Origin of the sequence: Bradyrhizobium australafricanum (assembly GCF_020329495.1) — a bacterium.
GTDB lineage: Bacteria > Pseudomonadota > Alphaproteobacteria > Rhizobiales > Xanthobacteraceae > Bradyrhizobium > Bradyrhizobium australafricanum.
The window spans coordinates 1-15,476 of sequence record NZ_JAGKJL010000074.1; the positions used below are offsets into that span (position 1 = coordinate 1).

Consider the following 15,476-nt stretch of genomic DNA (forward strand, 5'->3'; position numbering starts at 1 on the left):
TCGAACCGCAGCGTTGCCGAATGGGGCACCGTGTTCGCCGACCCGGTGGTCGCCACCGCGATCCTCGACCGGCTCTTGCATCACAGCCACGTGCTGACCATCCGCGGCGACAGCTACCGGCTCCGCGCCAAGCGCAAGAGCGGCCTCATCAAGCCGCCCGCCGCTGACGGCCCTCCGGTCGGCTCCGCCTCCCTCCGTCCCGTCAGCGGCGGAGCCAACCTTCAACCAACATCATGAACCCGAGGGTGGGGGCAGTTCTTCATGACGCAAAGGGGGCAGTTCCGGATGGCGTTTGACAGCCAGGCAAAGACCTCTCCGCAGAGACAGCGGGGGAATCCTGCTTGCGAGGTCCGGAAACTTGTAGAATCATTGTGGGGCCAAATCCCGACGCGGGACTGGCAAGTGGCCCCGACATCGGCCTCCGCAGGCTCCCAAGGTTGTCGGGGCCACTCCTATTTCGGTTCGGACGGCCTGTCTGATGAGCACAAAGAGGCCCCAGCGAAGGGTACAAGCTGGGGCCAAGGAAACCACTCTAACCAAGAGGTCCCGAAACGCCGCTTCCGCGGTCTCTCGGCTTTAGGGGGTGGTTCGTTTGTTCCAACGCTCGGCCGCCTGCCTAACGGTCGGCGCATTGGGACCGAAAGCTGAACATTTCTTGCAGACTACAAATTTTGGGTCGATGTCGCTGTGGATCCAAACTTCCGAACCGCCGCAGAAGGGACAGGGCCGCAACGGTTGTACAGAAATGGGGAAACCGCGCAGCGGATCGATAGCAGGGCTGTCGCTAGGCTTCCTAGGCATCTTAACACGAGCGTTTAGGTCAGCAGTTCTGGGCCGAGGTCGACGACCTCGACGAAATGATGACCGACGTCGCTATTGAAGCCGATGAAGTCCCACTTCACGCTGTCGCCTCGGCAAGCAGCGCCGGTGAAACGTGCCGGCTGCCACTCGGGATTTTTCATGCTTGAGCGCACAAGGACCCAATAGAAGCGACCTGGAATCAAATGTGTGACGTCGGTCATCGAATCATTTGCAGCAGCGCGGTGAGGCGAGCGCCGGGCCGAGTTGCCTGATTACTGCACACAACAGTGCCGACAGGGGCCCCAGCGAGATTAGAGTGGACTCTCCGGGCGACGTCGGGGGCACGTTCACCCGAACTCATAACTGGAGTGCGGCAAACCTGTTCCTAAGAGAACCGACCGCGATACTTTGCCGAGCAGGGCCAACGCGCGGCATTTGCCGTTTCGACCCAAGCATTAAGTTCAATGTTGAACCGTTACGTCCTGAGGTAGCTTACCCTCATCACCGACCGAGGCTCTGCCCGTAGGCGTCGGTGGCTGAGAGACCGATAGCGCTCCCGCCTGCACAACAGGGAGCGCGGCTATGGCCGAACAGCGCAACTATCATCATGAGCAAATGTGGTTTGAAAAGCTCGCCGGTTATGCACGCGAGTTGATCCAGCACTCGCTCAAACTCCTCAATGAGCCGGTGCCGGATACGTTTGTGGGCCGCAAAACCCATGAGCCCTTTCCTCAAGAGGAAAGCAGATATGGAACCAACGATGGAAAATCGGGCTTATCCCATGACAGGGCGGGAACAGAGACGCCGTTGTAAGGATGACGATGATCGATCCACTGTTCGCGCGCTCTCAACTTGCTATCGAAGATAGCCACACGCTGCGCATACAACGAAAATTACTCACCGATCAGCGCGACGCGCAGCTGGCAGAACTGCGGCAATCCATTCATGACAGCGCCAGCGCCCGCGCAGAGATCAAGGCGCACCGAGACAACAGCGAGTAAGAACGCCTCAATTGGCGGGCCTCTGCGCGGCGAAAAGAAACGGCCCCAGCACCCTTGGAAGTGGTGCTGAGGCCGTTCCTCATTCTCACGCCGAACCGCCGCTGCGGGTAATAGACGGCCCCTCTGGGCTGTAAATTGACCTTGATGAAACAGCCTGCCCAGTGCTTGGACCATCGAATCAAAGCGTGAGCCAGTCAATTAACTTACGTGAATCAAAAATAAATAAGTTGCTCCCGGATGCTTTAATGCTGAGCGGCCTAAGCCGCAACTATCCCAGCCTCAATCCGTTGCCCCTCCGGCTCCTGATGGAGGAAAAGCTCATGGGACTGATCCGACGTCGCGTCGTACAGACCGAAACGCTTGAAGAGCGGCTAGAAGGCCACGCCAAAGAGCTGCGAGACCGAGCCAAGGCGATGCCGGCAGGTGTCGAGAAAGAAGCACTGTTGAAACGAGCGCGGCAAGCTGAGACCGGCGCTCATATCAGCGAGTGGATTCAGTCGCCCGGCCTACAATCGCCCGGTGAGGAAAGCCAGGGAACGAACTAAAATCGCAAGACTCAGTTTGCTAGCTCCCGCGTCTCTGCCCCCGAGCCCTCCGGGAGTAGCGATCTCCGGCGCCTGTGAAAACATCCAGCGCCGGTCGCTGGTTCGGTCCCAAGACCGCGCTCGTCATCGCGGCTGTTGAGCGGAAATGACCCAGCGGAAAAGCGGCTGCGAAAACTCGTCGGTGACTTCCATCTCCCAGTCTCGTCCTGGCTTGAGCTTCCCGTCAACGTCCTGCAGCATCCGTCCAGCCATGACCGTTGCCTCTTACCAGGCAGCGTGGCGTCGGCAGCTCTTCGCCCTCATCATCGCGATTGATGGTATCGTGTCGAACGTGAAAGAAGTATCGAGGCATTTGCCCTTGAGCGGGCGCGGGCAAGGGCTTTTCGGCCAATGCCGTTCTGCCGCGAACGGTAATTGCCAATGTCCTCAACAAAAGGACCGTTCCTAACGTGCCCGTTTCTTCGTGGTCGCGGCGCCAAGGCGCCGCTCCACACGCTTGCGGCCGGTGCCGACCTTCTTGACGGCCTTCTTTACCGACGCTGCCGACTTGCCGCTCTTCTTCGCCTCATAGCGCACCTCGAAATGCTGCCCGCCGGCGACGCGCGCACGGTCCTGCTTGCGACCGCGCGCGGTCTGCTTCTTCGCTTTGTTTGCCATTCAGGCCTCCAAATCAGGCCGCAGCTCCTGTGCGGCAAATCGGGAACAGCGATTCACCCGCGTCGGTTCCTAACCTGCATAGCGGGCATAAGTGCTGCCTCGGCGAAGGCTCGGTTGACGCGGATGCTATAATTGGCGGTGTCGATTGATTCGAGACCCAATCATGAAGACCACTGCCCAACGTCGCCTGCCGCTGCAGGCCAGCCGCCCCGCCTATCGCAGCCTCCAGGGCTGGGCGCTTGGCATGCTGATCGAACATCATGCGGTGCGAGAGTGCGAACACCACGGCCATGTGCTCGATCGCGCCGACCCGGATGCGCGGAACCGGGCGCGTGAAGCGGCGTGGAACCAGCCCTTTCCGGGCGCCACGCCGGAAGAATGCCAGGCCGCGATCGACGAAGTCCTGCGCGGGATCGGCGAGACCTGTCCCGACTGCTAGCCGAGACTCCCCTTCGCTGGCCGGCGTCCTATATTGATACCATTCAGTGTAGGTGGAGTTTTGAGTATGGCCCCGCGCGCCAATTGGAAGGGCTTTCTGCGGTTATCCCTGGTGACGTGCCCCATCGCGCTGTTTCCGGCGACCACTGAATCCGACAAGATCAGTTTCAATCAGATCAACAAGAAAACCGGCCACCGGATCAAATATCTGAAGGTCGACGCCGACACCGGCGAAGAGGTTTCGTCCGACGACATCATCAAGGGCTACAAGGTCGACACCGACCGATACCTCGAGATCAGCAAGGACGAGCTCGAGAACATCGCGCTGGAATCGACGCGCACCATCGAGATCGACGAGTTCGTGCCCAGGAGCGAGATCGACGATCTGTATCTCGTGCGGCCCTACTACATCGTCCCCGATGGCAAGGTCGGCCACGACGCCTATGCCGTCATCCGCGAAACCATCAGATCGCTCGATAAAGTCGCTCTCGCCCGCGTGGTTCTGACCAACCGCGAGCACGTCATTTCGCTCGAGGCGCGCGACAATGGACTGATGGGCATGCTGCTGCGCTATCCCTATGAGGTGCGCGATTCAGCCGAATATTTCGAGGACATCCAAGACGTGAAGATCACGAAGGATATGCTGGATCTCGCCAAGCATATCGTCGAGCAGAAGTCGGGCCATTTCGAGCCCGACAAGTTCGAAGACCACTACGAGCAGGCGTTGCAGGAACTGCTCGACCAGAAGCGCAAGGGCCAGCCGATCGCGGCGACGCGAAAACCCTCACCGAGCAATGTGTTCAACCTGATGGACGCCTTGAAGCAGAGCATCCAGAGCGGCGGCAAGCCGGCGCCCAAAATCCACCAGGGCGAAGAAGGCGCCGGCCAAGGCGCGCCGCAAAGCGGGCTGACGTGCCCGTCCGGCTGTTCCAGCCATGTATCCCAAGCGCGGGCCAGGCTGTGCCCAGCGGCACCGCCTGGCTACATGAGATCAAGCACGATGGCTACCGCCTGATCGTCCAGCGCGATGGCAACCGCGTGCGGCTGTTCACCCGCAAAGGCCATGATTGGAGCACCCGTTTTCCGCTCATCGCCGAGGCGGCGCTTCGCAACCGTTGTCAGCGGTTTGTGATCGATGGCGAAGCCATGCTGCTCGGCATCGATGTCCGGAGCGACTTCAACGGCCTGCACTCGCGCCGGCATGACAACGAGGTGCAGCTCTATGCCTTCGACATCCTCGCGCTCGAGGGCGACGACCTCCGCAAGCTGCCGCTGCACCTGCGCAAAACCAACCTCGCCCGTATCCTAGCTCGCCGTATCGACGGGATCTTCCTGTCCGACTTCGAGCAGGGCGAGATCGGTCCGGACCTCTATCGCCAGGCCTGTCTGATGGGCCTCGAGGGCCTAGTCTCCAAGCGGGTCATGGACGCCCTGTCGTGAGCGACGACTGCCCCATCTGCGACGGCCCCCGCTGGGTTTGCGAGAACCACCCGGACCGGCCATGGCAGGGCGAGAGAGCCAGCACCTGCGGGGGCGCCGGCGCACCCTGCCCGGCCTGCAACAAGGCGAACGGAGGCGAGATGCCGTGCCTGCCGAAGGATTTTCGGACCACGTTCGACAAGCGGGGCTGGCGGCACTGAAAACTTGCTGGTTTAAGCGGCGCGCCGTGAGACATCGGCACCCATCCGCTCGCGCCGCCTCACGACGCACCGGCTTAGCTGCTTTGACGGGCGCACCAGGTCCGGCCCGGTTAGCCGAAACGGCACGGCACGGCGATGTTTCGCCGTAGTGTGGATCCCTTGTCCAAAAGAACGCGGCTCTACCGTGTTCTCTCGATGACATGTGGCACGCGTGTCAACTCGGCACTGGGCGAGAACCGCGCCGTAGGCGCCTCGCCAACCCTTCATCCTTCAACAATATGAATCGATGTACAGGGACCGATTCATAAGTTGAATTGGACGTGGATTCGCCCATGCGCGATTCTGTCGTCATGATCGCCCAGCCCTATCGGTCCTACGTTGAACGGCAAGACGTCTCGAAGAACATGGCCCGGGTTCTACGCCATGTCGATCGAGTTGACGCTGTTCGGCGAAATTTGCCTGACGCGTCGCTGGGGTCGCATCGGATCGCGCGGACAGAGAATGGCGCATACTTTCACGACCGAAAGGGAAGCGGTTGCGTTGTTTCTCAATCTGCTTTGCCAGAAGCGCAAGCGTGGCTACCGTCCGACGGGACTGCCGGCACGCGATCCTTCTTTTACCGTTGACTGCGAATCGCGTTTGCGCTCGCCGTTTGCGGACGCCGCCCCCGACTTCGATTGAAAGGATCTCACCAATTGACGGCCACTGCTGGCGGTCATCGGGCTGACTTCGATCGAAAGTGCGAGCGTATCACCCAGACCGGGCTTGAGCTTTCGCGGAAGTTGCAGCCTGTCTGGCGCCGGCTCCGGGGCCGGCAGTGCAGCTCGCGACCGCCGAATTCATGCGGGAGGGTCACTATATTCGCCATCTCCGCCGCACGAAGCGCGCTTATGTCGCAAGGCGCGAGGCGTTGACTCGGGGACATGGTGAGCGCGATGGGAAACGTCTAGGACGTCAACGCCTCCAGCGCCGAGCTCTCCTCCGACAGGCGCAGGTCGATGAACTGGCGCCGGATGACCGACAGCCGTGTCGCCAGCAGGCTGCGGTAGCGGTGGATGTTGTTGCGGTGCACGGATGCGGGCAAGTTTCTCATCAAGCATCTTCGTCACTCGTTCGTCTCCTAGGCCGCGGTCCGCTCGAGCGGCCGCAGCCGCATCGGCTTGCCGCCAGGGGGATTCCGCGGTCCTTCATCCAGCGCGCAGAGCGCCTCCAGGATCTCGTCGATGGTGACCGGCGCCTTCAGCCCGTCGGGTGCCCGCAGCGAGGGGCACGACGCGATCGCGGAAGCGTCGGAAGCCCATGACGCCAGGACGGCGCGCTTCTCGGAAAGACTGAGGGTCGGATCGGAGACCACGTCCCGGGGATGTTCGAACACAATGCCGGGATGAAGCAGAGCATCTAGATCGACTATATTGTCGTGAAGAGCAGTCGTCGGCCGCATGGCTGCCTCCATCCATTTCGAAGACGAGTTGAAGGATTGCCGCGCGGGATTTCCCGCGCGGCTCGGATCGATCCTGGCCGTCTAGTCCGGTTCAGGCGGCCTTGGCTTCGATCTGGGTCACGTTGCTCGGGGCGACGCCGTTGATCTCGATGCGGCGCGGCTTCATCGCCTCGGGGATCTCCCGCTGCAGGTCGATGACGAGCAGGCCGTTCTCGAAGCGGGCGCCCTTGACCTCGACGTGGTCGGCGAGCGTGAACTGGCGCTTGAAGTTGCGCGCCGAGATGCCGCGATGCAGGAAGGTCCTCTCCTCCTTCTCGCTCTTGCGACCTTCGAGCGTGAGCACGTTCTGCTCGACCGTCAACGCGACCTCTTCCGGCATGAAGCCGGCGAGCGCGACCGAGATCTGGAAGCGGTTCTCGTCGAGACGTTCGATGTTGTAGGGGGGATAGGTCTCGTCGGCGGTCCGCTGGACCTCATCGAGAACGTCGAAAAGGCGGTCGAACCCGATGGTCGACCTCCAGAGGGGAGTCCAATCATACCTCATATCCAAATCCTCCTTGGAGCAAGATGGGTACGAGCAGGCTCCGGACACCGTCCGGCGCCCGACTCAAGTCGCGGGACCCGAAGGCGTCCCGGCCGCCGCGATGGCGACGTCGAAAAAATTTGGAAGCCCGGAAAAAGTTTCAAGACCCCGGCGCGATTTTTTTGCGCAAGGAATCGGGATGGTTAATGCAGCCTTGCCTGATTCAGTCCCCCCAGAGCGGCCTGCAGTCGTTCTCTTCCCTTTTCCGGCCCTCACGCTCATGTGTCCGCGCACCTATTGCAGTACGATCGTAATTTAATATTATGCCCGTAATTTCGATCGCTCTGGGGCGACGAGATGCCCCCTCTCCGCTCTTTTGGAGGATTCCATGGACCACACGACCGCCGCTTTACGCCGACCCGCTCTCCGGGAAACCGCCGACCTGACCTCGCTCGGGCTTGCAGCGGCTGCCGCCGCAGTCCGCAACGGCGACATCACGTCGGAGGCCTACACCGCTGCACTTTTGCAGCGCGCCAGGACCCTTGCTGACTTAAATGCCTTCATCACCATCGACGAGGCCACCCTGCTCGCGTCCGCGCGGGAAGCAGATAAGGCGCGTGCCACCGGGTCGGCGGCCCCGCTTCTGGGCGTGCCGATCGGAGTAAAGGACAGCTATCTAACGAGAGGGCTTTCAACAAGTCTTGGTCTGGAAGGGCTCGCGAACTTCGTGCCCCACGAAGACGCGGACGCCGTTCTCGCCATCAAGGACGCGGGCGCCCTGGTCTTCGGCAAGAACAACCTGGTTGAGATGTCCTATGGCTTGACCGGCCACAACGCGCGCTTTGGCCAAGTGAAGAACCCGCACGCCCGCGATCGCGTGTCGGGTGGATCGTCGAGCGGCTCCGCCACCTCCGTCGCCGCCAACATCGTACCCGCATCCCTCGGGGGCGATACTGTCGGATCAATTCGGGTGCCTGCATCGTTCTGCGGCGTGGTGGGGTTCAAGCCGACGACCGGCCGATGGCCGCGCGGCGGAGTCGCGCCGATCTCCCATACGCTCGATACCACGGGCGTGTTCGCGCGCAGCGTCGAGGACTGCGCTCTCGTCGATCAGGTCGTGACCGATGAACAGGCCGCGGAGCTCTCCAACGGCGGCTTCGACCTGAAGGGAGTCCGGCTGGCCTTCGCGCCGCGACAGTTTCTCGATCTGGTGAACGTGGAAGTCGAGGCCCGCTTCCGCGAGGTGGTTCGGCGGCTGCAGGACGCCGGCGCCGAAGTCGTTGAGGTCGATCTCGGCGACGATTTCAATGCCCTCATCCAAACCGCGACATGGGGCATCTTCGCTCATGAGACGATGGGCGCGATTTCGGAATTCCTGCGCCAGCACGACATTCCGACCACTTTCGAGGCGATCTACTCGGGTCTAAAGCCCCAGCTTCACCAAGCATGGGGGCATATCGTATTGCCGGGCGGTGGGGGCGCTACGTCGGCAGAAGCCTACCAGACCGCGCTCAACGTGAGCCGCCCGGAAATCCGGCGCCGCATCGACAAGGCGTTCGTCGCCCAAGGGGCGCAGGCGATCCTGCAGCCGACGACGCCGTGCCCGGCACCTTTGATCGAGGAGCAGGCGACAGTCCATATTGCGGGACAGGAAGTCAGCTACCTCGCTTTGGCGAATCACACCGTGTCGGCGAGCAGCGTGGGGCTGCCGGGTATCAGCCTTCCTGTTGGCTTGTCTCGCGGTGGGCTGCCGATCGGCCTTGAGCTGGACGCTCCCTTAGGAGGCGACCGTGCGCTTTTGAATCTCGCGAGCCGAGTCGAAGGCGTTTGGAGAGACTAGCGCTTAGGGCCGATAAACGGGAACAACCAATGCGTTTCGAGAAAGGTCACAAGGCGGCGACGCGACGGCATATCGTCGATGTAGCATCAAAGTGCATTCGCCGAGACGGCGTCGCTGCCGCCGGAATCGGCGGGATCATGAGCGAGGCCGGTCTGACTAAAGGGGCGTTCTCTCCCCATTTCGAGTCCAAGGAGGCGCTCGTCCGCGAAGCGCTGGCGAGCGCACTCGCCGACCAGCAGGATCGTCTCGACGGAGATCGACAGCGCGGCGCGGACCTTGAGGCTTTGATCCGGAGCTACCTCAAGCGCGTCCACCTCGGAAATCCGGCGGAAGGGTGCCCCTCGGCGGCGTTGCTTCCGGAAATCGCCCGGCAACCCCTGCCTACTCGAAAGGCCTATGAGAAGGGACTGCGGAGCTACGTCTCGGCGCTGGCCGCGCTGCTTCCGATTACGGATGCCGAGACGAGCCGTCGCCGCGCGACGGCCATCTTCGGGCTCATGGTCGGAACCCTTCAGTTCGCACGGGCGGTGCCAGATGCTGCCTATGCGGAGCAGATCCTGGAAGGCGGCATTGACGCCGCGCTGCACCTCGCGCGAGCTCCATATTCCGAAGATTGAGCGCCCCTTGGCAGGCTACTCGCGCCAGCGCCGCAGCGCGGCGTGCAGCGTTCTCTTTCCTTTTCCCACCGGTCGTCCTCGGCCCGCGAACGCTTCTCGAGAGCCTCGACCTCGGCCTGGATGGCCGCGGCGGTCTCCGCGTACTTACGCTCGGCCCTGTCCAGCGCGGCCTGCGCTTTCGCCGTCGACTTCTCGCGCCGTTCGCGATCCTTTTCTCGTGCGGCGTCCTCGCGCCGGCGCTCGGCTTCGCGGCGCTTCTGCTCCTTCTCGAAATCGGCGGCAGCCCTCCGAGCGTCCCGATCGCGGATCTTGGGAGCGGCCTTGGGAGTGGGTCGCTTCGCCGGCTTCACCCGACGCCTCTCCCGCCGAGCCCCGTCCTCGCCGGACCCGAGATAGGACGGCAGGTCCGAGTGCTTGCCGAAGCGCCCGTTCGATCCGGCCGGTCGCTTCAGCACCACGCCAGGCTTGGAGATGGTCGCGGCGACCACGTCCGGATCGTCCGACTCCTTGGCGACGCGCTGATGAAAGAGATTACTGCCGGCGCCCCACGCTTTGAGCGCCGCCTTCATCGAGGGTGCTGCGATCGCGAGATCGTAGAAGCCCAACGAGGTCTGAAAGGTCTTGAGCTTCCTGGCCATCAAGCGTGCCGGCTCGCGGCTCTCCTACCGCCTGCGCGCGACCCAGATGCCGAGCAGGAATGCAACGAACAGCGACTGCAACGGTGCCTTCACCGCCACCTCTCGCAGCCGCTCGGCCCAGCGCAACGCGACGTCCTGCGAAGGCTGCTGGAGAGGTCGCCGGCGCGCTCGGGAAATCCTATCGTTGCCATCCTGCTCGTCGATCAGCCCGGAGGCTTCCGTCATCGCCGAGGCTTCTTTCATGTCCATGCGGGTCACTCCTCCGAAGATATCGGCCCTGCTCCAACCGCCTCCAGGACATCCCGGTTCCCGCGAAAGAGGCCGCAGGCGGCTGAGCTTGCGGCCGGAAGGTCAGTCCAGCGCCAGTCGCGTCTTGAGGCGCGGCGTCATCCAATTCAGGAATGCTCGTAGCTTCATCGGAACGGGCTTTCGCGGAGAATAGACGATATGGACGGGAAGCGGCTCAGGTTCGAAGTCGTCGAGCACGATGGCAAGCGTTCCAGCCTGCTTTGCGGCGTCCATCTTGTACGACATCACCCGTGTCAATCCGGCGCCAGCGATCGCGGCCAGCACGGCTGCTTCCGAGGTGTTGACGCACAGCCGCGACTTGATCGGGGCTATCTTGGCTCGACTGCCTCGCAGGAAGCGCCAGACAGACGGCGCAACGCGATCGTCGATGGTGACGCAATCGTGGTCGGCCAGGTCGGCGAGCTGCCGCGGACGGCCCCGCGCCTCGAGGTATGAAGGGCTTCCGCAAATGACGATGCGGATCGAACCGATCCGGGTCGCGATCATGCCGCTGTCGGGCAGCGCCCCGACCCGGATCGCGATATCGATGTCCTCCTCGGTCGTATTCACTATGCGATCGGTCAACATCAGCCGCAGCGAGATCTCAGGGTAGGCCTGGAGGAACTCGATGGCCAACGGCACCAGATGCGTATGGCCGAGACCCCACGGCGCCGTCACGGCCAAGCCCCCCTTAGGAATTCGGTACTCCCCAGATACCTCCCGCTCGGCGTCGTCGACCTGCTCGATTATACGCTTGCAGACGTCGATATAAGACCGTCCGGCATCGGTCAGCGTCATCCGCCGGGATGTGCGTCGAAACAATTGGGCATTCAGCCGGGCTTCCAGCTCGGCGACTTTGCGGCTGACCGTCGCCACCGGAGTTTTAAGGCGACGCGAAGCGGCCGAGATGCTGCCCGTCTCGGTCACCGCGATGATCACCGACATCGCCTCCAGGCGGTCCACGGAAGCTCACCTTTCCGAACTTTGAGAAGTTCCTTCTCGATCTTAGGGGCTGCGCGACCGCGCTGCAACGCGGTACCCGTCAAGAAGTCCGGTCCGATCGGCCGCAGAAAACGGGAGTTCAACGATGAGCACCGTCACGACCAAAGATGGCGTCGAGATCTTCTACAAAGATTGGGGCAAGGGACAGCCGATCGTCTTCAGTCACGGCTGGCCGCTATCGGCCGACGACTGGGACGCGCAACTGCTCTTCTTCCTCGGTAAGGGCTATCGCGTCATCGCCCACGACAGGCGCGGCCATGGCCGCTCCTCCCAGGTCGGCGATGGTCACGACATGGACCACTACGCGGACGACCTCGCGGCGGTCACGGGTCAGCTCGAACTGCAGAACGCGATCCATGTCGGTCATTCGACGGGCGGCGGCGAAGTGGTGCGCTACCTCGCGCGTCACGGCGAGAACCGCGTCGCCAAGGCAGCCATCATCAGCGCAGTGCCGCCGCTGATGGTGAGGACCGACGCCAATCCGGGCGGCCTTCCGAAGGAAGTGTTCGACGACTTCCAGGCGCAGCTCGCCACGAACCGCTCCGAGTTTTACCGCGCCGTGGCGGCGGGACCTTTCTACAACTACAACCGACCGGGCGCGAAGCCCTCGGAGGCGATCATCCAGAACTGGTGGCGCCAGGGCATGATGGGCGGCGCCAAGGCCCACTACGACGGCATCGTTGCATTCTCGCAGACCAATTTCACCGCCGACCTGCGGAAGATCACCATCCCGGTACTGGTGATGCACAGCGAGGACGATCAGATCGTTCCTTACGCCGATGCCGGACCGCTGTCCGCCAAGCTTCTGAAGAACGGCACGCTCAAGACGTACGAGGGCTTCCCTCACGGCATGCCGACAACGCAGGCCGAGACCATCAACGCCGATCTTCTCGGGTTCATCGAGAGCTGAGGCCACCATGATCTCGAGACAACATTCCATATCGCGGCGCGGCTTCTGTCTGTGCTGCATCGGAGGCGCGGCCTCCGCGGCCGCGGGAGCCTGGCTGACGCCGCGCCAAGCCTTCGCCGAGGCGCGCGGCATCGTCAGCCTGATCAAGGACAGCGCCGCCTCGGCGACGATCGTCACGCACAAGCTGCGCGGCAACATCTGTGCGCTGGAAGGCTCCGGCGGGACCGTAGCCGTGCTGACGGGTCCCGATGGCAAGGTGCTGATCGACGCCGGCATCGCGGTCTCCCGCCCGCAAATGACGAAGGCCCTTGCCGAACTCGGCGCCGAGCCGATCACGCACCTGATCAACACCCATTGGCATTTCGACCATACCGACGGCAACGCCTGGCTCAACGCGGCCGGCGCGAAGATCATCGCCCAGGACAACACGCGCAAATACCTGTCCCAGGTGCAGCGCGTGGAGGAATGGGACTACAATTTCCTCGCGCTGCCGCCGGCTGCACTTCCGACCGAAACGTTCGCCGACGAGCGCAGCCTCAAGCTCAATGGCTCGACGATCGCCCTCAAACACTACGGTCCGGCGCATACCGACAGCGACATCTCCGTGAGGTTTCCCGAAGCGAATGTCGCGCATCTAGGCGATACGTTCTGGAACGGCATCTATCCGTTCATCGACTATTCGACCGGCGGCAGCATCGACGGGATGATCGCAGCCTCCGATGCCAATCTCGCGGCGACCAATGAGGAGACCATCATCATCGCCGGCCACGGCAAGGCGCTCGGCACGAGGGCCGAGCTCCGCGAATTCCGCGACATGCTGGCGGGCATCCGCGACAACGTAGCCGCACTCAAGAAGCAGGGGCGCTCGCGCGACGAGACGGTCGCGGCCAAACCGACCGCCGCCTTCGACGCCAAGTTCGGCAACTTCGTCATCGACCCCGCCTTCTTCACCCGACTGGTCTACGAAGGCGTGTGACCGATCGATGTCGATGGTGCACGTGCTCTCCAGCGCGACGTTCGCGTCGCGAGGTTGGACAGCGGGAAGTCGACCGCTTTGAGGGAAACACATGGATCGATTGTCAGGGAAGATCGCACTGATAACCGGAGGTAGCAGCGGCATCGGGTTAGAAACTGCCAAGCTGTTCGCGAAGGAAGGTGCGTTTGTCTTCATTACAGGAAGGCGACAGGCAGAACTCGAGAAAGCTGTCGCAGCGATCGGATCGAACGCCAAGGGCATTAGGGGCGATATTGCTAACCTCGGCGATGTTGATGGCCTCTTCAAGGAGATCAAGGAGGTCAAGGGCCGCTTGGATATTCTCTTCGCGAATGCTGGCCTAGGCGAATTCGCCCCTTTAGGGACGATAACCGAGGCCCACTTCGACAAGACTTTTGGCGTTAACGTGCGTGGAACCCTGTTCACCGTACAGAAGGCCCTGCCCCTCATGGGCGAGGGATCTGTGATCGTGCTGAACGCTTCGATCGCGGCCATAAAGGGAATTCCGGCGTTCAGCGTGTACGCAGCGAGCAAGGCCGCGATCAGGTCGTTTGCACGCGGCTGGAGCGTCGATCTGAGAGATAGGAAAATTCGCGTAAACGTCGTGAGCCCAGGTACGGTGCCGACGCCGGCCTACGACGGTTTCGGCATGACCGAAGACCAGATGGCTGGCTTCTTGAAAGGTCACAGCGATGTAGCACCGGTTGGAAGGGTAGGGCTGCCGAGCGAGATCGCCGAGGCAGTTCTATTCCTGGCATCCGACAAGAGCTCCTTCGTGAATGGCGCCGAACTGTTCGTTGACGGTGGCTTCGCACAGGTCTGACCTCTTCAAGCAGGTTCCAAGCTGTCCGATGCAATAAACGTCACCAGGGCGTACCGCTCGCAATGCGGCTCTCCTACTCCGGCGTCAGGCGGACTTCCGATGCGGCCGGGCCGCGGGCTTCTTCGCAGCCGCCTCCTTCGCCTTGGCCCGCGCCTGCTCCCGGGCGAGTCGACGCCGCAGACGCCGTTGGGTCTAGCCCTCGCGGGTTGAGCCAGGAAGCGGAGGTCTGGGCGCTGCAGGCGAAGACTCGGCCCGGGGTGCCTCGCTTCGCAGCTCTACGTCGGAAGGCCGGGCGGCTTCCATGAGCTCCAGCCCCGCGCGGCCCTTCTCTGTGATGCGCCAACCGCCGTTCAGGCGCTCCACCAGTCCTTGCGAGAAGATGTCGAGATCCGGCATGCGTGCGGCCAAGCGCTTCGTCCGCTCGCCCCAGTCCCGTCCGCTCGTCGCAAGGACCGCCAGGTCGCGCTTGAGGTCCGGCATGACGGCGAATCCGTCGGGATAGCTCACCAGGATCTTCAGAACCGCGACCTGGAAGTTCACGCCACCCGCTCCCGCCCGCTATCGCCACATCGTCGGCGCGCCGTGAAGAGCCTCGCGGCCGACCTGCTTCAGCCGCTCGGGCGAGGTATCGCCATTCGTCGCGGCTTCCAAAATACTTGAAGCTACGTGGGTGCGTGTGCCGGTCTCATCGCGCGATTTTGTGCACGGATTGAGACCCGTGCCCGACGGACCAGGCTGTTAGTCTTATTCAACGACAGCTTGCCGCCGAGCACATCCCGGCGCTCAATATGGCCGCCGGAGAAGTGCGTAGGCACCTTGTGTCCTAAAGAAACGGCCCCAGCACCCTTGGAGGACACAAAGCCATGAACTGGCAGCAGCAGTGCCCCAGATGCTCTGACATCCCCGAACTCGTCCGTGCCTTCCTCGATCCTGTCGGCGGGAAAACCGTGCGGCTCATGGAATGCAAATGCGGCGAACGCATCTGGAGCGACCAAATGGCAGAATGACCCAATTTGGGCTACGGCCGCCTCAGTTGGCGGCCTCTTTCATTTTCGCATCCGCCAAGGGAAAGCCGCCCTTGCTCGCGCCGGACTTTTTTCTTGGCCCAAGAAAATGCCCTCAGCGAGGGCGCTATGGCCTGCGCTTGGCTGAGGGCGCTCGGCCCGTCTGGCTCTGTTGGCGATCACCGCGAGCCGGTTATTGACCCCAGCCTCGGTCCAGCGCATCTGGACCGCTATGAGCCGGTGATCCATCTCATGTAGGACAGCACCCGTCGCGGCCGTGAGACGGCTCCGGCGCTTTGCGGGGCTAGCGTGCG

24 protein-coding genes and 2 pseudogenes are annotated in these 15,476 nt (G+C 62.6%); 15 read left to right on the top strand and 11 right to left on the bottom strand.

Annotation, left to right across the window (positions count from 1 at the left end; translation table 11 throughout):
• Nucleotides 1–237 (top strand): ATP-binding protein (locus J6525_RS39240; protein ID WP_225648657.1); only part of this gene is annotated, 237 nt, incomplete at its 5' end.
• Nucleotides 238–576: 339 nt separating this feature from the next.
• Here the strand turns inward: J6525_RS39240 and J6525_RS47685 are convergent.
• Together J6525_RS47685 and J6525_RS39250 are read right to left on the bottom strand one after the other, a co-directional pair.
• Entirely contained in the window at nt 577–801 is a 225-nt protein-coding gene (locus tag J6525_RS47685; RefSeq protein WP_092088759.1) for a Lar family restriction alleviation protein, read from the bottom strand.
• 14 nt (nt 802–815) lie between these two features.
• Nucleotides 816–1,022 carry a hypothetical protein gene (locus J6525_RS39250; protein WP_092088761.1) on the bottom strand — a complete coding sequence of 69 codons (207 nt, stop codon included), beginning with the start codon at nt 1,020–1,022 and terminating at the stop codon, nt 816–818.
• Nucleotides 1,023–1,383: 361 nt separating this feature from the next.
• Between J6525_RS39250 and J6525_RS39255 the strand changes: the two genes are divergently transcribed.
• From J6525_RS39255 to J6525_RS47350, 3 genes are all read left to right on the top strand, one after another.
• The gene (locus J6525_RS39255) at nt 1,384–1,614 is read left to right on the top strand and encodes a hypothetical protein (protein ID WP_143029731.1); all 231 of its coding nucleotides are present in this window, start codon (nt 1,384–1,386) and stop codon (nt 1,612–1,614) included.
• A gap of 8 nt (nt 1,615–1,622) precedes the next feature.
• Entirely contained in the window at nt 1,623–1,802 is a 180-nt protein-coding gene (locus J6525_RS39260) for a hypothetical protein (protein WP_092088815.1), read from the top strand.
• A gap of 185 nt (nt 1,803–1,987) precedes the next feature.
• Complete coding sequence (locus J6525_RS47350; RefSeq protein ID WP_312010040.1) at nt 1,988–2,347, top strand: hypothetical protein; 360 nt, start codon at nt 1,988–1,990, stop codon at nt 2,345–2,347.
• Nucleotides 2,348–2,470: 123 nt separating this feature from the next.
• On the opposite strand, the gene J6525_RS47690 is transcribed toward J6525_RS47350, so the two are convergent.
• Both J6525_RS47690 and J6525_RS39270 read right to left on the bottom strand, forming a co-directional pair.
• On the bottom strand, nt 2,471–2,599 hold the full coding sequence (locus J6525_RS47690; RefSeq protein WP_376708625.1) for a DUF6894 family protein: 129 nt from the start codon (nt 2,597–2,599) through the stop codon (nt 2,471–2,473).
• 192 nt (nt 2,600–2,791) lie between these two features.
• Complete coding sequence (locus J6525_RS39270) at nt 2,792–3,004, bottom strand: DUF3606 domain-containing protein (RefSeq protein WP_092088765.1); 213 nt, start codon at nt 3,002–3,004, stop codon at nt 2,792–2,794.
• Nucleotides 3,005–3,167: 163 nt separating this feature from the next.
• Here J6525_RS39270 and J6525_RS39275 point away from each other — a divergent pair, with 163 nt between their 5' ends.
• The 5 genes and pseudogenes from J6525_RS39275 to J6525_RS39295 form a co-directional block, all read left to right on the top strand.
• Complete coding sequence (locus tag J6525_RS39275; RefSeq protein ID WP_225648658.1) at nt 3,168–3,443, top strand: hypothetical protein; 276 nt, start codon at nt 3,168–3,170, stop codon at nt 3,441–3,443.
• A gap of 66 nt (nt 3,444–3,509) precedes the next feature.
• Nucleotides 3,510–4,457 (top strand): non-homologous end joining protein Ku, encoded by a 948-nt coding sequence (gene ku / locus J6525_RS39280; RefSeq protein WP_225648660.1) that lies wholly within the window; start codon nt 3,510–3,512, stop codon nt 4,455–4,457.
• Nucleotides 4,403–4,882: an ATP-dependent DNA ligase gene (locus J6525_RS39285; RefSeq protein ID WP_225648661.1), complete on the top strand. Its 480-nt coding sequence runs from the start codon at nt 4,403–4,405 to the stop codon at nt 4,880–4,882. The genes ku and J6525_RS39285 overlap by 55 nt, the downstream gene beginning before the upstream one ends.
• Nucleotides 4,883–5,432: 550 nt before the next feature.
• Nucleotides 5,433–5,763 (top strand): annotated as a pseudogene (locus J6525_RS39290) (WGR domain-containing protein).
• Between the two features lie 91 nt (nt 5,764–5,854).
• Nucleotides 5,855–6,001: pseudogene (locus tag J6525_RS39295) on the top strand (PLP-dependent aminotransferase family protein); the annotation flags it as partial.
• Nucleotides 6,002–6,028: 27 nt separating this feature from the next.
• Here the strand turns inward: J6525_RS39295 and J6525_RS39300 are convergent.
• The 3 genes from J6525_RS39300 to J6525_RS39310 all read right to left on the bottom strand — a co-directional run bounded on the left by J6525_RS39300 (nt 6,029) and on the right by J6525_RS39310 (nt 7,067).
• On the bottom strand, nt 6,029–6,175 hold the full coding sequence (locus tag J6525_RS39300) for a hypothetical protein (protein ID WP_176937141.1): 147 nt from the start codon (nt 6,173–6,175) through the stop codon (nt 6,029–6,031).
• A gap of 27 nt (nt 6,176–6,202) precedes the next feature.
• Complete coding sequence (locus J6525_RS39305) at nt 6,203–6,523, bottom strand: hypothetical protein (protein ID WP_092088819.1); 321 nt, start codon at nt 6,521–6,523, stop codon at nt 6,203–6,205.
• A 91-nt stretch (nt 6,524–6,614) separates the two neighbouring features.
• On the bottom strand, nt 6,615–7,067 hold the full coding sequence (locus J6525_RS39310) for an Hsp20 family protein (protein ID WP_092088773.1): 453 nt from the start codon (nt 7,065–7,067) through the stop codon (nt 6,615–6,617).
• A gap of 367 nt (nt 7,068–7,434) precedes the next feature.
• On the opposite strand from J6525_RS39310, the gene J6525_RS39315 reads away from it, so the two are divergent.
• Nucleotides 7,435–8,886, top strand: a complete 1,452-nt coding sequence (locus tag J6525_RS39315; protein WP_092088821.1) for an amidase family protein — start codon at nt 7,435–7,437, stop codon at nt 8,884–8,886.
• Between the two features lie 29 nt (nt 8,887–8,915).
• On the top strand, nt 8,916–9,503 hold the full coding sequence (locus J6525_RS39320) for a TetR/AcrR family transcriptional regulator (RefSeq protein ID WP_092088823.1): 588 nt from the start codon (nt 8,916–8,918) through the stop codon (nt 9,501–9,503).
• On the opposite strand, the gene J6525_RS39325 is transcribed toward J6525_RS39320, so the two are convergent.
• The 3 genes from J6525_RS39325 to J6525_RS39335 form a co-directional block, all read right to left on the bottom strand.
• Nucleotides 9,428–10,141 (bottom strand): cell envelope biogenesis protein TolA, encoded by a 714-nt coding sequence (locus tag J6525_RS39325; protein ID WP_225648663.1) that lies wholly within the window; start codon nt 10,139–10,141, stop codon nt 9,428–9,430. The genes J6525_RS39320 and J6525_RS39325 overlap by 76 nt on opposite strands.
• 24 nt (nt 10,142–10,165) lie before the next feature.
• On the bottom strand, nt 10,166–10,390 hold the full coding sequence (locus tag J6525_RS39330; protein ID WP_092088775.1) for a hypothetical protein: 225 nt from the start codon (nt 10,388–10,390) through the stop codon (nt 10,166–10,168).
• 102 nt (nt 10,391–10,492) lie between these two features.
• Nucleotides 10,493–11,392 carry a LysR family transcriptional regulator gene (locus J6525_RS39335; RefSeq protein WP_092088777.1) on the bottom strand — a complete coding sequence of 300 codons (900 nt, stop codon included), beginning with the start codon at nt 11,390–11,392 and terminating at the stop codon, nt 10,493–10,495.
• Between the two features lie 124 nt (nt 11,393–11,516).
• On the opposite strand from J6525_RS39335, the gene J6525_RS39340 reads away from it, so the two are divergent.
• The 3 genes from J6525_RS39340 (at nt 11,517) to J6525_RS39350 (ending at nt 14,158) form a co-directional block, all read left to right on the top strand.
• Nucleotides 11,517–12,341 carry an alpha/beta fold hydrolase gene (locus J6525_RS39340; protein WP_092088779.1) on the top strand — a complete coding sequence of 275 codons (825 nt, stop codon included), beginning with the start codon at nt 11,517–11,519 and terminating at the stop codon, nt 12,339–12,341.
• Between the two features lie 7 nt (nt 12,342–12,348).
• On the top strand, nt 12,349–13,317 hold the full coding sequence (locus J6525_RS39345; RefSeq protein ID WP_092088781.1) for an MBL fold metallo-hydrolase: 969 nt from the start codon (nt 12,349–12,351) through the stop codon (nt 13,315–13,317).
• A 91-nt stretch (nt 13,318–13,408) separates the two neighbouring features.
• Nucleotides 13,409–14,158, top strand: a complete 750-nt coding sequence (locus tag J6525_RS39350; RefSeq protein WP_225648665.1) for an SDR family oxidoreductase — start codon at nt 13,409–13,411, stop codon at nt 14,156–14,158.
• A 192-nt stretch (nt 14,159–14,350) separates the two neighbouring features.
• On the opposite strand, the gene J6525_RS39355 is transcribed toward J6525_RS39350, so the two are convergent.
• Nucleotides 14,351–14,698, bottom strand: a complete 348-nt coding sequence (locus tag J6525_RS39355) for a hypothetical protein (RefSeq protein WP_225648666.1) — start codon at nt 14,696–14,698, stop codon at nt 14,351–14,353.
• A 323-nt stretch (nt 14,699–15,021) separates the two neighbouring features.
• Between J6525_RS39355 and J6525_RS39360 the strand changes: the two genes are divergently transcribed.
• Nucleotides 15,022–15,165 carry a hypothetical protein gene (locus J6525_RS39360; protein ID WP_176937149.1) on the top strand — a complete coding sequence of 48 codons (144 nt, stop codon included), beginning with the start codon at nt 15,022–15,024 and terminating at the stop codon, nt 15,163–15,165.
• Nucleotides 15,166–15,476 lie beyond the last annotated feature (311 nt).

Coding starts and splice junctions, on each gene's coding strand:
- J6525_RS47685 (WP_092088759.1), bottom strand. CDS start 801: ATGCCTAGGAAGCCTAGCGACAGCCCTGCTATCGATCCGCTGCGCGGT.
- J6525_RS39250 (WP_092088761.1), bottom strand. CDS start 1,022: ATGACCGACGTCACACATTTGATTCCAGGTCGCTTCTATTGGGTCCTT.
- J6525_RS39255 (WP_143029731.1), top strand. CDS start 1,384: ATGGCCGAACAGCGCAACTATCATCATGAGCAAATGTGGTTTGAAAAG.
- J6525_RS39260 (WP_092088815.1), top strand. CDS start 1,623: ATGATCGATCCACTGTTCGCGCGCTCTCAACTTGCTATCGAAGATAGC.
- J6525_RS47690 (WP_376708625.1), bottom strand. CDS start 2,599: ATGGCTGGACGGATGCTGCAGGACGTTGACGGGAAGCTCAAGCCAGGA.
- J6525_RS39270 (WP_092088765.1), bottom strand. CDS start 3,004: ATGGCAAACAAAGCGAAGAAGCAGACCGCGCGCGGTCGCAAGCAGGAC.
- J6525_RS39275 (WP_225648658.1), top strand. CDS start 3,168: ATGAAGACCACTGCCCAACGTCGCCTGCCGCTGCAGGCCAGCCGCCCC.
- ku (WP_225648660.1), top strand. CDS start 3,510: ATGGCCCCGCGCGCCAATTGGAAGGGCTTTCTGCGGTTATCCCTGGTG.
- J6525_RS39300 (WP_176937141.1), bottom strand. CDS start 6,175: ATGAGAAACTTGCCCGCATCCGTGCACCGCAACAACATCCACCGCTAC.
- J6525_RS39305 (WP_092088819.1), bottom strand. CDS start 6,523: ATGCGGCCGACGACTGCTCTTCACGACAATATAGTCGATCTAGATGCT.
- J6525_RS39310 (WP_092088773.1), bottom strand. CDS start 7,067: ATGAGGTATGATTGGACTCCCCTCTGGAGGTCGACCATCGGGTTCGAC.
- J6525_RS39315 (WP_092088821.1), top strand. CDS start 7,435: ATGGACCACACGACCGCCGCTTTACGCCGACCCGCTCTCCGGGAAACC.
- J6525_RS39320 (WP_092088823.1), top strand. CDS start 8,916: ATGCGTTTCGAGAAAGGTCACAAGGCGGCGACGCGACGGCATATCGTC.
- J6525_RS39325 (WP_225648663.1), bottom strand. CDS start 10,141: ATGGCCAGGAAGCTCAAGACCTTTCAGACCTCGTTGGGCTTCTACGAT.
- J6525_RS39330 (WP_092088775.1), bottom strand. CDS start 10,390: ATGGACATGAAAGAAGCCTCGGCGATGACGGAAGCCTCCGGGCTGATC.
- J6525_RS39340 (WP_092088779.1), top strand. CDS start 11,517: ATGAGCACCGTCACGACCAAAGATGGCGTCGAGATCTTCTACAAAGAT.
- J6525_RS39345 (WP_092088781.1), top strand. CDS start 12,349: ATGATCTCGAGACAACATTCCATATCGCGGCGCGGCTTCTGTCTGTGC.
- J6525_RS39350 (WP_225648665.1), top strand. CDS start 13,409: ATGGATCGATTGTCAGGGAAGATCGCACTGATAACCGGAGGTAGCAGC.
- J6525_RS39360 (WP_176937149.1), top strand. CDS start 15,022: ATGAACTGGCAGCAGCAGTGCCCCAGATGCTCTGACATCCCCGAACTC.